Source organism: Solirubrobacter ginsenosidimutans (genome assembly GCF_027587205.1).
The window spans coordinates 59,974-74,515 of sequence record NZ_JAPDOD010000004.1; the positions used below are offsets into that span (position 1 = coordinate 59,974).

At 74.1% G+C, this 14,542-nt stretch carries 8 protein-coding genes; 5 read left to right on the forward strand and 3 right to left on the reverse strand.

Annotated features, from left to right (window positions below):
- Positions 1-63 precede the first annotated feature (63 nt).
- Both ftsH and OM076_RS06905 read left to right on the forward strand, forming a co-directional pair.
- Complete coding sequence (gene ftsH, locus OM076_RS06900; protein ID WP_270038758.1) at positions 64-1,947, forward strand: ATP-dependent zinc metalloprotease FtsH; 1,884 nt, start codon at positions 64-66, stop codon at positions 1,945-1,947.
- Entirely contained in the window at positions 1,944-6,629 is a 4,686-nt protein-coding gene (locus tag OM076_RS06905) for a hypothetical protein (protein WP_270038759.1), read from the forward strand. The genes ftsH and OM076_RS06905 overlap by 4 nt, the downstream gene beginning before the upstream one ends.
- Positions 6,630-6,638: 9 nt before the next feature.
- Here OM076_RS06905 and OM076_RS45910 read toward each other — a convergent pair whose 3' ends face one another.
- Positions 6,639-6,971, reverse strand: coding sequence for a hypothetical protein (locus OM076_RS45910; RefSeq protein WP_270038760.1), 333 nt, complete (start codon positions 6,969-6,971; stop codon positions 6,639-6,641).
- A 156-nt stretch (positions 6,972-7,127) separates the two neighbouring features.
- Here OM076_RS45910 and OM076_RS06915 point away from each other — a divergent pair, with 156 nt between their 5' ends.
- Positions 7,128-8,468: a calcium-binding protein gene (locus OM076_RS06915; RefSeq protein ID WP_270038761.1), complete on the forward strand. Its 1,341-nt coding sequence runs from the start codon at positions 7,128-7,130 to the stop codon at positions 8,466-8,468.
- Here OM076_RS06915 and OM076_RS06920 read toward each other — a convergent pair whose 3' ends face one another.
- Positions 8,469-12,341 carry an nSTAND1 domain-containing NTPase gene (locus OM076_RS06920; RefSeq protein WP_270038762.1) on the reverse strand — a complete coding sequence of 1,291 codons (3,873 nt, stop codon included), beginning with the start codon at positions 12,339-12,341 and terminating at the stop codon, positions 8,469-8,471.
- An 81-nt stretch (positions 12,342-12,422) separates the two neighbouring features.
- On the opposite strand from OM076_RS06920, the gene msrA reads away from it, so the two are divergent.
- Positions 12,423-12,938: a peptide-methionine (S)-S-oxide reductase MsrA gene (msrA, locus tag OM076_RS06925; RefSeq protein ID WP_270038763.1), complete on the forward strand. Its 516-nt coding sequence runs from the start codon at positions 12,423-12,425 to the stop codon at positions 12,936-12,938.
- 1 nt (position 12,939) lies between these two features.
- Here the strand turns inward: msrA and OM076_RS06930 are convergent, their stop codons facing one another.
- A complete protein-coding gene (locus OM076_RS06930; protein ID WP_270038764.1) occupies positions 12,940-13,479 on the reverse strand; it encodes a CGNR zinc finger domain-containing protein in 540 nt (179 codons plus the stop codon).
- A gap of 38 nt (positions 13,480-13,517) precedes the next feature.
- Between OM076_RS06930 and OM076_RS06935 the strand changes: the two genes are divergently transcribed.
- Positions 13,518-14,498, forward strand: a complete 981-nt coding sequence (locus tag OM076_RS06935) for an EamA family transporter (protein ID WP_270038765.1) — start codon at positions 13,518-13,520, stop codon at positions 14,496-14,498.
- Positions 14,499-14,542: the final 44 nt, after the last annotated feature.

Sequence of the window (14,542 nt, forward strand, 5' to 3'; positions counted from 1 at the left end):
CGTCGCAGTGGAGGCAGACCGTCGTAGAGTGCCCCATTAGCTTCTCGCTCCCAAACCATTTCCGTGCGCCTGCCTAAGCTCTCTTTCGAGCCGCTCGCGATCGCCTTCGCGACGCTGGCGGCCCTGCTCCTCGTGGTCTTCCTGGTGATGCTCGGGGCGACCCAGCCGCGCTCGAACGGGGTGGAGCTGCCGTATTCGAGCGTGCAGCGCATGGCGGCCGCCGGGCAGGTCCGCCGCGCGACCCAGCTCGACTACGACCACCGGCTGCTGATCACCGACCGCGCCGGACGCGAGAGCTGGACGAGCTACCCGGCCAACGGCGCGTTGGAGGACCAGCTGCTGAGCCAGCTGTCCGCGAAGGGCGCGGCGGTCGTGATCGACTCTCAGAGCAGCAAGCAGGCGCGTCGCCTGATCGTGCAGGTGCTGCTGCCGATCCTGATCCTCGCCGCGCTGTTCGCGCTGTTCATGCGGCTCAGCCAGCAGTCCGACGCCGGCGGCATGGGCGGGTTCTCACGCTGGCGCGGGCGCCGCTCGGCGCTGGGCCCCGGCAACGTGGGCGGCCCGTCGTTCGACGACGTCGCGGGCGCCGGCGGCGCGGTCGCCGAGCTGCAGGAGCTGTGCGACCTGCTGCGCTTCCCGGAGCGCTATGCGGCGCTCGGGGCGCGGGCTCCGAAGGGCGCGCTGCTCGTGGGCCCGCCGGGCACGGGCAAGACGCTGCTCGCCCGCGCGACCGCGGGCGAGGCGCACGCCGCCTTCTTCTCCGTCTCGGGCGCGGAGTTCGTGGAGTCGCTCGTCGGCATCGGCGCCGCGCGCATCCGCGACCTGTTCGCCCAGGCGCGCGCGGCCGCGCCCGCGATCGTGTTCATCGACGAGCTCGACGCCGTCGGGCGCAAGCGCGGCGCCGGTGTCGGCCAGGGCAACGACGAGCGCGAGCAGACGCTCAACCAGCTCCTCGTCGAGATGGACGGCTTCGATGCCGGCCGCGGGCTGATCGTCCTCGCGGCGACGAACCGCCCGGACATCCTCGACCCCGCGCTGCTGCGCCCGGGGCGGTTCGATCGCCAGATCACGGTCGACGCTCCCGACCTCGAGGGCCGGACGGCGATCCTCGACCTCTATCTGGCGGATCGCCCGTGCGACCCGGACGTCGTGGCCGTCGACATCGCTCGCCGCTGCCCCGGCTTCACCGGCGCCGAGCTGGAGAACGTCGTCAACGAGGCGGCGCTGCTCAGCGCTCGCTCGGGCCAGCGCATGATCGGCGTGCATGACCTCGACGAGGCGATCCAACGCGTCGTGGGCGGGCCGCGGACCGAGACGCACGTGCTCTCGGACGAGGAGCTCGAGACGATCGCGATCCACGAGGCGGCGCATGCCGTCGTCGCGTCCGCGTACGGCGACGGCGACCAGCTGCACAACCTGTCGATCGTCGCGCGCGGGCGCCGGCTCGGACGGGCGACGGCGTTGCTCCTGCACCGCGACCGCGCGGTGCTGCGCCGGAGCGATCTCGAGCGCCAGCTGACCGTCACGATGGCGGGAGCCGCCGCGGAGCGGCTGGCGTTCGGCGAGGTGTCGACCGCGGTCAACGAGGACCTGCACACCGCGACGCAGCTCGCGCGCTCGATGGTCACCTCGTTCGGCATGTCCTCGCTCGGCCCGGTGACGATCGGCGAGCACAGCGCCGAGGTGTTCCTCGGCGCGTCGCTGCAGGAGCTGGGCAGCGTCGGCCCCGGCACGCTCGAGCGCATCGACGCCGAGACGCGCGCGATCGTCGAGGCGGCCGAGGAGCGGGCGATGGCGACGCTGCGGATGAACTGGGTCGTGGTCGAGGCGATCGCTCGTGATCTCGTCGAGTACGAGACGCTCGACGGCGTCCCGCTGCTCGCGCATCTGGCCGGCGTCCACGCCGCGCCGCTGCGCGATGTCGACGGGGGGAACGTGGCGCCGTGAGGCGCCGTCCGGCGGCCATCGCGGTCGCCATCGCCTCGGTGGGCGCCGCGCTCGCACTCGCGCTCACCGCCGACGGCCAGCCGGGGTCGGTGCCAGGACTCCCCTCCGGCGCGCGACCGGAGGTCCCCGGGTCGGCGCGCACGCTCGTCCCGTTCGGAATCGAGACGACGGCGGACGGGTTCCGGGCGTGGGCGCTCGGACAGGCCGCAGCGCGCACCGTCGTCCTGCAGCGCGCGCCGAACGGCGGGTGGTCGTCGACCGGCCTGCCCGTGACGGGCCGACCGGTCGGCGGGAGCGCGCCGCAGCACGCCGGCGAGTTGTCGGCGGACGGCCATGGCGCGATCCTGCTCGCCGATCCCGACCATCCCGGCCAGGACGCGCAACTGCTCGTCCGCGCGCCGGGCGGGGCGTTCACGGCGGCGCCCGCGGCCGACGCCGTCCTGCAGTCCGGCGAGCGGCTCGTGCCCGACGCGACCCTTCCGCAGGCGCGAGCGCTGATCGCGGTCATCGGCGGTGCCGACGCCGCGACGCTCGTCGCGCCGACCAACGCGGAGGGAACGGCCACCAGCGTGCTGCGGCTCGACGCCGACGGCTGGCATCGCGAAGCGCTCGACGGCGCCGTGCGCCCGGTCGCGCTCGCGGCCGCGGGGCCGTCGCGGGCGTGGCTGCTGGGCACCACCGGGGACGGGGTCGTCCTGCTGCACCGTGAGACGCCCGCCGGCGGCGACCCGCGCTGGGTACCGGTGACGCCGGTGGGTGACGCCCTGCTCGCCGGCCGACCCCTGCCCGCCGAGCTGAGCACGGTCACGGTCGACGGCCCGCCCGCCGATCCGCTCACGGCGACCCCCGACGGCGTGTGGCTGGACCTCCGCGTCACGCCGGCCAACGGCTCGGAGCCCGTCGACGTGACCGAGCATCTCGCCGTCGCCGACTCGCCGCCGGCGGGCGACCCGGCGGCGACCGCCACGGTCACGGCAACGGCGTCCGCAACGGCCACGCCATCCGCCACGCCTTCGCCGTCCCCGTCCGCCACGCCCGGGCCGGTCACGGCGGCGACGCTCGACGGTCGCTGGTGCGACCTCTCGGGGTCGCTCTGCGACCACCGCCTCGGATTCGCGTTCGCGCGCGGCACCACCGGCTACCGCTCGGTCGCCGGGCCCGCCGCCGACGGCGCGCCGTTCGGCGTGCGGGAGGTCAGCGCGCCCGTGGACGCCGGCGTCGCCGCCGGCGCGCGGGCCCGCGAGGCCGAACGCCAGGGCGGCTACGCCCAGCTCGCCGGTGACGCGTTCGCCCTGCGTGACGGCATCGGCGAGGACGGCACGTCCACGACGCAGGCGCTGGCGTTCTCCCCTGACGGGACGACCGGCTTCACCGGCGGGACCGTCGCCTTCGGAGCGGCGACCGCGGCGCGGCCGGCGACGGTCGCCGACGTGCCGCTGACCTCGTTCGGCGACGCGATCGTGTCGGCCGCCGCCGCGCCGAACGGCGACGGGCGCGTGCTCGCGATCTCGCGCCAGGGCGGCGCGATGCTCTACACACCCGAGCGCGGCTGGAAGTACCCGAACACCGGGTTGATGTCGACCCTGTCGCACGGCCGCTTCGTGGCGCTGCGCGCGATCGTGTGGCCACGCCCGAACCTCCTGATCGGGGTCGGCAGCGCCGGCGCGCTGGTGACGGCGACGAACGACCCGGTGCCGTTCGACCTGACGCTGGAGGGCTTGCTGGACGACACCGGGCGCCAGGTCTCCCGGTACGACGACCTCCCGGTGGAGGCGACGCTGCTGGCCATCGCGTGCACCACCGCCGACCCGCTCGACTGCACCGCGGTCGGTCGCGACGGGCTGATCGTGCGTGGCGACGGCAAGCGCTGGAAGGTCGAGCACCTGCCCGCGGAGACCCCGAGTGCGACGGACCTCACGAGCGTCGCCTACGACGGGCGGACGCCGCTGGTCGCCACCACGGATGGCCTCTATGCCGGCGACGACGACGGCCACTGGACGCGTGACGACGCGCTGCGCGCGCAGTTGGAGGCCGCCGGCCGTCCGGCGGCGGTCGAGCGCGTCGCGACCGAGCCCGGCGGCGGCACCGTCGTCGACGGAAGCTTCGAGCGCGACGCACCGACGGCGCCGTGGCGGGCGACCAGCGCGCCGCTGGACCTTCACCCGGTCGCGATCGCCGCGATCCGCGACGGTGACAGCGTCCGCACGATCGTCTCCGCCGCCCCCGCAGCCGTCCCGCTGCCCACCCCGGTGACACCCGACGACGGCGACACCGGACCTCCCGAGGAGGATGACGGCGGGCCCCGGCATGACCCGGTGCCCTTCGACGTCTCGCCGGTCGACACCGTGGTCCTGCGCGAGACGGCCGACGGCTGGGTCGACCTCGACGGCACGAGCTACCAGCCGTCCGGAGGCCGGGACCTCCCGCGGACGACGCCCAACACGCGCGTCCTCGTGCTCGATCCGGCGGGCACCGGCGTCGCGCTCGGCGGCATTGGCGGCACCCAGCCCGACCCGCGCGCCGCCGACCCCGTCTCCCCCACCTCGAGCACGCGCCGGCTCGAGCACGGCGGCGCGCCGGCGACTCCGCCGGCGGTCGCGCCGGCGGAGACCGGCACGCTGCCCGGCGACACCGTTCGCCTCGCAGTGGGCGGGCACGCGGCGTGCCTGGATCGCTGCACCGGCGGCGGCGGGCAAGGCGTGACGCCCGACGTCCATCTCGACGCGGCGGTGACACGCGTGAAGGCGATGGTCGCCGCCGGCAACGGCCCGTCGGCGCTGCTCTTCGGCGGCGGGCGCGCCTCGCGCGGCGGCGAGCCGCTGGACGAGGCGGGCGCTCGCCGCTACCGGCAGCTGACCCAGGGCGCCGGCGTGCCGACGTACGTGCTGCCCGGGCCTGGCGATCTCCCCGGCGGGGGTGACGCCGCGTTCGCCCGCGCCTTCGCCGACGCGGCGGCCCCGGAGGGAACCGGCGCCGTGCCGGATGGGGTCGACGTGGGCGCGATCACCCAACCCGAGGCCGCCGGCGGCCGGCGCTTCTTCGCGTTCGACGTACGTGCCGCGGCCGGCGGCGTGCGCGTCGTCGCGATCGACAACGCCGCGGGCGCCCTGGCCGGCGGCCCGGACGGACCGCAGGCGCAGTGGCTGCGCAGCGTCATGGACGGCGCGCGCAGCCTCGGCGTCCCGGTCGTCGTCGTGGGCAGCGTCTCGCTGGACGGCGCGCAGCTGATGCCGCGCGCCGACGACGCCGACGCGGAGATCTCGCTGCTCGCCGGTCACGCCTCCGCCTATGTGGCGACCGCCGGAGTCGACGACCCGCAGGACCCCCACTTCGGCGGCGTGCTGTCCCGCACCGACGTCATGCGTCCCGACGCGGGAGCGCCGCTGGCGATCTTTCAGTCGTCGACGCTCGGCTACTCGGCCCCGCGGTCGCTCACGCAGTACGACGACGACATCGACGAAGCCGAGTACACCCGCCAGACGAGCGCGGCGCTCCTGATGCTCGACGTCGCCGTCGGCAAGTTCGACGCGCGCACCGGCGTGGCCCCGGTGACGGCGGTGTCAGAGCCGCTCGTCAACGCGGTCGCACTCGACACCACGGTGCAGGCGATCCCGGTCGGTTTCGCGCAGCCACTCGGCGTCGCCGCGACCGATCCGGCGCCGATGCGGTTCCTGTGGCGCGAAGGCGAAGGCGCCCCGCTGCAGCCCGCCGGCGCCTACAACGGGGTCTTCCTGCCGCTCGAGCAGTGCGTGCTGTGGTCGTCGACGTGCGACAGCGCCATACCGACCGACCTCGCGTTCTCCTCGTCGAACCCGCGGGTCGCGCGGTTCGTCGCGGCGCGGCGCAGCCTTCAGAACGGAGGAGCGCGGCTGCCCGAGGTCGTCCTGGACGCCGACGGGCACGTCGTCGACGACGCGCGCGGCGTGTTCTGCCCACTGGCGGCGGGTTCGACGGACGTGACGGTGACGACGGCGGGGCGCAGCGTTACCGCCTCCGTCCAGGTCGTCAAGACGTCACTGCTGAGCGGGCTCCCGAGCCAGGTGCACGTCACGCCGATCCCGCCCGGAACGTGCGGCTTCCCCGACTTCACGGTGATCAAGCCCCCCGAGAAGACGGCCGCCGCCGCGCCTGAGACCCCGGCGGCGCCCCAGCGACCCGGTCCGGCGGCGATCCTCCCGCCGCAGGTGGTGCAGCCCCACCATCCCGTGGTCGTGCACCAGTCGCCGCACCCCGCCCCGGCGGTGCCGCCACCCGCGCCCGCGGCGCCCGCCCCGGCGCCTCCCGTGCAGTCGCCTCCGCCGGTCACCCAGTCGCCGACCGATCCTCACGCCCGCCCGCCCGTCGCCCCGGCGGCCAAGGCGCCGGCCCCGCCGGCGCCTCCGGCACCGCCGTCCGGGCTGGCGGTCCAGTCCGCGGCCGCGACCCAGGCGCAGCCCTTCCAGGCGACCCAGGTCCAGGAGCAGCGCCGTCGCGAGCACGCGTTCGAAGCCGACAGCGCCGCGGTGGCCTATGCGCACCCGCCTTCGCCGTTGCCGTGGGAGCTGCTCGGCGGCGGCGCGGTGCTCGCGCTGGTCATCGCGGGCGGCTCACTGGCCGGCCACGCCCGCCGCCGCGCGCTCGCGCCGGCGCTCGCCTCCGCGACCGCGGGTCCGGCGGATATCAGGCGCCGTCGGACCCGCTAGCCCCGGGCCTCAGACGTCGCCGACGGGTCCGCCGTCGTCGCCGCCACCGCCGCCCGTGTCGGTCGGACCGCAGGTCCGCAGCGCGGGCGAATGCTCGGCGGCGTTGACCAGCCCGGCACCGTGACCGTTGCCGACGCGCATCTGCGACCCGCGCAGGAAGGCGGGCGGATTCGGGTCGACCGGGCCGCCGTTGACGGTGTAGCCACCCTGGAACGAGTTCTCGGCTTCGTTGCACACCGCCGTGGACGAGCCTGTGGGCTTGGCGGCGTTCGCGGCCGCCGGCAGCAGGCCGACGGCGAGGAAGGCACCGGTCGCGGCGATGGTGAGCTTACGTGCGATCACGCGGGGGATCTCCTTGCTGATGGACGTCCCCCATGTGTTCGACCGCCGGCCCGCGAACTGAAGGGCTCGGCGCTCCAGAGCTGGATTCGGACGTGCGAGCGCTGCGAAGGGAGTAGCGTCGGCGGAATCCCCGGAGAATCGCGAGCAGCTCACAACGTGGCGTTCGCTGCCGCGTGTGCGTGCTTGGCGCTGGCCGCGCCGGCGACGGCCATCGGTTCCACGGTTGAGCTCGAAACGGCGTACACGGAGGGCGAGGAGACCTACGACGGTGAGGCCTACACCGACGTGACGATCGCCGCGGCGCGCGGCGAACGCAATCGCCTGTCGGTGACCGTGAACGACCGTGAGCTGATCGTGCGGGACGCGGGCGCGCCGGTGCGCTCCGGCTCCCCCACGTGCCGAAGCCCATCGCCCCAGCTGGTCCGCTGCCGCCTGTCCCGCGACCCCGTCGTCGTCACGATCCGCGCCGGCGACGGCCCCGATCGCATCGTCGTCGCCGGAACGCCGAGTTGGGTGGAGCTTTACGGCGGGGACGGACCTGACGAGCTGCGCGCTCCGGCCGGCCTCCAAGGTGTCCTGCTCGATGGTGGACCGGGCGACGACCGGCTTGTGGGCGGGCCGGGGGAGGATTCGCTGTTCGGCGGTGCGGGCGATGACCATCTCTCAGGCGGCGCCGGCCAAGACGAGCTCTACGACGACGAGGACGCGCATTCCGGCCGGCATCGGAACCACACGCCGGCGGGTTCGGACACGCTCGACGGCGGTCCCGGACGCGATCGTGTCTCCTATCGCGCGCATCGGCGAGCGATGCGCGTCGATCTGCGTGGCGGTCGCGCCACGGGCCGGGGCGAGCGTGACGTCCTGCGCGGCATCGAAGACGCCCAGGGCGGCTCGGGCGCCGACCGCGTGATCGGCGATGACGGCGCCAACGCGCTCGACGGCATGGCCGGGGCTGACCGGCTCGACGGTCGTGGCGGGGACGACGAACTGCAGGGCGGCGGCGACGTCTGGAGCGAGCCGTCCTTCAGCTCGGGCGTCTTCGGGTCCCCGGTGCCGACGACCGCGGGCGACCACCTCGCCGGCGGCGACGGCAACGACACGTTGGTCAGCCAGGGGCACGCATCGTCGGGCGGAACCGGTACGGACACGTGTGCCGGAGGGGGTACACGACGCCAGCCGCAGCGCCTTCCCGGTTGCGAGTGGTGGATCCCGTCGCGCCACTCCAGTGACGGTCCGCGGATCTCGACGGAGCTGGTCGCCGATGGCGGGGAGCTTTCCGTCACCGGCATCGGTGTCATCGCACTCACGGTGAGCCTGGCGCGTGACCCGACCGTCGTCCTGGCCGAAGGCACCGTCACCGCACCGCCGGATCACGCGGCATCGATGCCGCTGCCGTTGACGCCCGCCGGCGTGCAGGCAATGGCCGCACAACCGCCTCCGTTTGACGTGCTGGTCAGCTTTCCGCAGCTCGGCTCGGCGATCCTGACGCTGCGCTGACTACTCACCCAGCCGCTGCGCCGCGCGCGCCTTGAGCTCCTCCCAGCCCGCGCACGCGTCGCAGGGTACGAAGAGCGCCGCCGAGGAGCCCCGCTTCACGACCGCCACGACGCTGTTGTGCGGCGAGAGCGTGACGCTCGCGCCCGAGTCGGCCAGTTGCAGCACCTGCTCGCCCGTGCGCGCGGACCAGATGCGGGTCGTCTGGTCACTCGCGCTCGTGATCACGAAACGGCCGTCGTCGCTGAAGGCGGAGGTGAAGACGGAGTCGGTGTGGCCGCGTAGCTCGAGGCGGCGCGCGCCCGTCGCGACGTTCCAGATCCGCGCGACCCCGTCGTCGGAGGCCGTGATGATCTCCTTGCCGTCGGGCGAGAATTGCGCGTCTCCGACCGAGACCTCGGCGGCGGCGATCTGCTTGATCCGCGCTCCGGTCTCGGCATTCCACACGTACGCGATGCCGTCACGGCCCGCCGTGACGACGCGCTTTCCGGCCGGGTCGAACGCGGCAACGCGCACGACGCCGAATCCTTCCACCTTGTGGTTGGGGCGCCGCAGCGTCACCTCGCGGCCGGTTGCGACATCACGAACGATGGGCTCGTCCCCGCGCATCACGATGCGCGCGCCGTCGCGGGACAGGACGCCGGGGACCGCAACGAAGACGTCCATGAACCGGTTGCCGACGTGTCGCAGCACGCGCACTTCGCCGGTATCGGGCGTCCAGATACGCGCCATGCCGTCGCCGAAGGTGGCAAACAGGCGAAGGCCGTCCGGGCTGAACCTCAGCTCGCCGGCCAGCGGCCGGGTCTTGTCGGTCGGGGTGGCAAGGAGCGCCCGCGCCAGTTCGCGTCCGCTCGCCACCTCGCGGATCGTGACCTCACCCGTCCGTGCCGCGGTCGCGAAGCGCCGGCCGTCCGGGCTGAACGCGAGCCCGGTCGGCGCCATCGGGTCGACGTGCTTGGCTTCCACGTTGACCGCCCAGATCCGGGCCACGCCGTCGTCGCCGCCGGTCACGATGGTCCGGCCGTCCGGTGCGAAGCGCGCGTCCCGCAACCCGGAGATCCCCGCGTCGAGCACGGTCAGCCGCACGCCGGAACGTACGTCGTAGACCCGCGCGTCCTCGCCGGCCGTGACCACCCGTCGTCCGTCCGCGTCGAAATGGGCGGGAGTCCCGCCGCCTGCCAGGACACGGTCGCGGCCGCCCGCGAGCGTCCAGAGACGCGGGCTCGCGTGCTCGCCCCCCAGCAGCACGATACGACCGTCCGGGGTGTATTCGATGTCGCCGACGATGTCGTCCGGCGTGGTCCGCTGCCGCTCGATGCGCCCGGATTTCGTGTCCCAGAGTGTGATCAGGCTGTCGTCGTCGCGACTCAGCGACGTCGCGACCTGCTTGCCGTCCGGGCTGAACGCGACGGCGAACACGATCCCCTCACCGGCGCGCAGCACCCGCAGCTGCTTGCCGTCCGCGACCGACCAGATCCGCGCCGTGTCGTCCACGTCGCCGGTGATCAGCAGCTTCCCTGAAGGGTCGAACGCCGCGGCCACGATCGTGCGCGAATGGCCGCGCAGCAGCGCGTGCAGCTCGCCGTCGGCCGTCGTCCAGAGCCGCACGGTGCCGTCGCCGGCGAACGACGCCAGGAGCGTTCCGTCCGGGCTGAAGGCGACGTCGTCGATCATGCCGGTGTGACCGGTGAGGGTGTGCAGCTCGGCGCCGGTGCTGCTGTCCCAGAGGCGAATCGTGTCGTCGTCTCCGCCGACGGTGGCCACAAGTCGGCCGTCCGGGCTGAACCTCGCGGCGTTGAGGAAGCCGTCGTGCCCGCTGAGGACGTGCAGCGAGCGACCCGTCGCGGCGTCCCAGATCCGCGCCGTCCCGTCCTCGCTCGCGGTCACGATCCGCCGCCCGTCGCGGGTGGAGTCGATGGTCACGATGGCCTGGCGGTGGCCGCGCAGGTCGAGCCGCGCCGGCGACGCCAGCGCGCGCCGGAGCGCGTCGCGGGTCCGGGGCGTCTCGGCCCCGCGGGCCCCGGCGAGCGCCGAGCGAAGCGCGCGCACGGGCTCGTTCGGAAGCTGCGCGAGCGCGGTGGCGGCACGCTCGCCCGCGCGCGAGAGGCGCGACTGCTCGTTGGCTTGCCGGTAGAGGAGAAAGCTCACGACCGCGGCGGCGCTGATCAGGACCAGCGCGATGCTCAGCCCACCCACTGTCCACCGCCGCCGGCGGCGCGCCGCCGCAGATGCGTCGCGCTCGAGCGCGACGCTCGCGGCGTAGAACTCGCCGGCGAGGCCGTCGAACTCGACGCCCTCGGCCCGGACGGCGTCGAGCCGCTGGTCGCGGAGCAGATAGCTCGCCTGGCGTCCGGCCTCGTCCCACTCGCGCGCCAGCCGTTCGACCTCCGCCTCGGTGCGCAGGCGCCGGCGCGACGCGGAGATGGCGTCGACGAGCGGCGGCCACGTCCGCAGCAGCGCCTCGTGGGCGACCTCCACGAGCGGCCCGTCGCTCGTGAGCAGCCGCGCCTCCACGAACGCGCGCACGACATCCTCGTCGAGGTCTCGGCGCGGCACGCGCCGACGGGCGGGCTGACCGTCGGCGTCGAGGGTTGCGAGCCGCAGGAGCGTCGGGACGACGAGCTCGCCGCGTCCCTCGTTGGCCAGCGTGGCCGCGACGGCGTCCGCGCGCTTCTGGAGCGCGCCGTCGACGCCGCCCAGCGCGTCGTACTCCTCCTCGGAGACGAACCCGTCCGCCGTGGCGTCGCTGTCGTAGAGCTGCTGGAGCGTGTAGGCGAGCAGCGGCAGCGCGTCGCCGCCGTGCGTCTCTTGAACCATGCGCGCGATCAGCCCGGGGGCGAACTCGATGCCCGCCTTGCGCGCCGGGCCCTCGATGACCGCGGGGATGCGGTCCCGGCCGAGCGGCGACAGCAGCACGGACTCGTCGAACAGCCGGCCGAGCCCGCCCTCCTGCAACGACGTGCCGAGCGCTTCCGAACGCAGCGTCCCGAGCACCCACAGGCGCGCCGCGCCGCCGAGTGCGTGGCGGACGGTGGCGATGAACTCCTCGCGCCGCGCGTCGCCGCTGAGGTACACGAGCTCCTCGGCCTGGTCGATCACCAGCAGCACGGCACGGCGCGAGCCATCCGCCGCGACCGCGCGGTCCGCGATCAGCTCGCGCAGCCCGTCCCGTTGCACGCGCTCGACGCCCAGCGCGCGCGCCAGCGACGCGAGCGGGCGCTCGCCCGGCGTGAACGCCGGCACGACCACCCACGCGTCCGGCGCGCGCTCCAGCAGCGGGACCACACCCGCACGCACCAGCGACGACTTGCCGCTGCCCGAGGCCCCGACGACCGCGACGGACCCGCTGCGCCCGAGCCCCGGGTCGAGATGCGCGAGGACCTTGGCGACGTCGCGCTCGCGGCCGAAGAACACGGCGGCGTCGTCGCGCTCGAAGGAACGCAGGCCGGGGTAGGGCGGGCGGCGAGCGTCCCACGTGAAGCCGACGCGGGCGTCGAAGCGGTCGGTCAACGCCTGGCGCAGCCGCTCGTAGCCGCCGTTGGTGACGTCCAGCCACTGGCGATCCTCGAGCGCGCGCCGGCCGCCGTCTCCGCCCAGCCAGAGCGGGAAGACCGGCTTGCGCCCCGCACGCGCGAACGCGAGCTCGATCGAGCACCAGCGCGAGGCAACCGACGCATCCGTCCCGAGGAAGATCACCGCGTCGGCGCTGCGCAGGCGACGGTAGAGCTCCTCCTCCCACTCGCTGCCGACCGGGAGCCCGTCGACCGGGTCGGCGTCCAGGAACAGCGAGGCGAAGCCCCAGGTCCGGAGGCGCTCGGCCATCGCCGCCGCCGCAGCCCGGTCGCTGCTGGCGTAGCTGATGAACAACGAGGCCATCGGTCGGTTAATGACCGCGCGCGCGACCCGTCTGATACATGCTCATACTGGCCACAGAGCTTTCCGACGAAAGAGAGCACGATGAGCGACAACACTGAGACCGCGATCCTCGCGGGAGGCTGCTTCTGGGGCGTCCAGGAGCTGCTGCGCCGGCGCGACGGGGTCATCTCCACCCGGGTCGGATACACCGGCGGGGAGAACGAGCACCCGACCTACCGGAACCATCCGGGGCACGCCGAGGCGGTCGAGATCGTCTTCGACCCCGAACGCATCTCCTACCGGGACATCCTCGAGTTCTTCTTCCAGATCCACGACCCGACGACCAAGGACCGCCAGGGCAACGACATCGGCTCCAGCTATCGCTCGGAGATCTTCACGTTGAGCGACGAGCAGCGCCAGGTGGCCGAGGACACGATCGCCGACGTCGACGCCTCAGGCCTGTGGCCCGGCAAGGTCGTGACCGTGATCAGCGAGGCCGTCCCGTTCTGGGAGGCCGAGCCCGAGCACCAGGACTACCTCCAGCGCATCCCGAACGGCTACACCTGCCACTTCCCGCGGCCGGGCTGGAAGCTTCCGCACCGGGAGACCGCCGCCTGACTCAGGGTTGCTGCCGCGCCCGGGCGCGATAGGCGGCGACCGCATTGCGGTTCGCGCACGTCGTGCTGCAGAAGCGGCGCGAGCGGTTGCGTGAGAGGTCGAGGACGAGCCCTTCGCAGCCCTGGTCGGCGCAGACCGAGAGCCGCGAGAGCTCGTCGGCCCGGATGACGTCGATCATCGCCATCGCCACCTCGACCGCCACCCGGCGGTCGAGTGGGGCGTCGGCCGGAACGGCGTGGATGTGCCAGTCGAGGCCGTCGTGGCGGCGCAGTTGCGGCAGCGCCCGCGCGTCGGCGAGCAGCACGTTGACCTGCGCCGCGGCGTCGTCGCGCTCGGCGGTGAGCAACGCGCGCAACACGGGCCGAAGCGCGCGCACCGCTTCGAGCTCGGCCGCATCGGAATCGTGGCGGCCGGTGAATGCGTGCTCGTCGTACCAGGCGTCGAGCTGACCGATCTCGGTGAGCGTGTCCGGCTCCGCAGCGCTGTTGACCAGCGCGACCGCGGATCTGAGCGATGCCTCGGTGTCATTGGCGAACAGCACGTTGACAGCTTACTCCACGTCGCCTATTGTCATTGGCCATGACAGGGATGGGTAATGACGCGGGTGCGCGCCCAGACGTCGCGGCCGGGCTGGTGCTGGCGATCGCCTCGGCGGCGTCGTTCGGGCTGTCGGGGTCGCTCGCGCGCGGACTGCTCGACGCCGGCTGGACCGCCGGCGCCGTCGTCCTCGCGCGGCTGGCGATCGCCGCGTTCGTCGTCGCGCCGCTCGCGGCCCGCGCGCTGCGCGGCCGGTGGGGCGCCTTGCGTGCGGACGCCGGGTTCATCCTGCTCTTCGGTGCGATCCCCGTCGCCGGCGCGCAGTTCGCCTACTTCTCCGCGGTGGAGCGCATGGACGTCGGCCCGGCGCTGCTGATCGAGTACACGGCACCCGCCGCCGTCGTTCTGTGGCTCTGGCTGCGCCACGGCGAGCGTCCGGGCCCGTTGACGGTGGGCGGCGCCGGCCTGGCCGCGCTCGGCCTCGTGCTCGTCCTCGACCTGTTGTCAGGGTCCGACCTCGCGCCCGCCGGGATCCTCTGGGCGCTGATCGCGATGGTCGGCTGCGCCTCCTACTTCGTGCTCGCGGCCACCCCGCGCCCGAACCTGCCGCCGGTCGCGCTGGCCGGCTCCGGCCTGGCCGTCGGGGCGCTCGTGCTCGCGGCCGTCGGCGCCGTGGGCCTGCTCCCGATGCACGCCACGACCGCCTCGCCGGTCTACGCGGACAGCTCCGTCACATGGTGGCTCCCGCTGCTCGGGCTGGGGGTCGTGACCGCCGGCCTCGCCTATTGCTTCGGGATCGCCGCCAGCCGCCGCCTCGGGTCGCGTCTGTCCTCGTTCGTCGCCCTGCTCGAGGTCGTCGCCGGCGTCACGTTCGCGTGGCTCCTGCTCGACCAGGTTCCGACCTCCCTGCAACTCGCCGGGGGCCTGCTGATCGTGGCCGGGGTGGTCGTCGTCAAGCTCGGCGAGCGCCCGCCGGCCACGCGGCCCGCACCGATCAAGCTCACGCCAGTGCACGAGTCCTGATAGGACGTTCGTCGAACCCGCTCCCGAGCGGACCACGTCTCGCG

What these genes read in the sequence shown, in the direction of transcription:
- msrA (WP_270038763.1), top strand. Translation starts at nt 12,423, where the DNA reads ATGAGCGACAACACTGAGACCGCGATCCTCGCGGGAGGCTGCTTCTGG.
- OM076_RS06920 (WP_270038762.1), bottom strand. Translation starts at nt 12,341, where the DNA reads ATGGCCTCGTTGTTCATCAGCTACGCCAGCAGCGACCGGGCTGCGGCG.
- OM076_RS06935 (WP_270038765.1), top strand. Translation starts at nt 13,518, where the DNA reads ATGACAGGGATGGGTAATGACGCGGGTGCGCGCCCAGACGTCGCGGCC.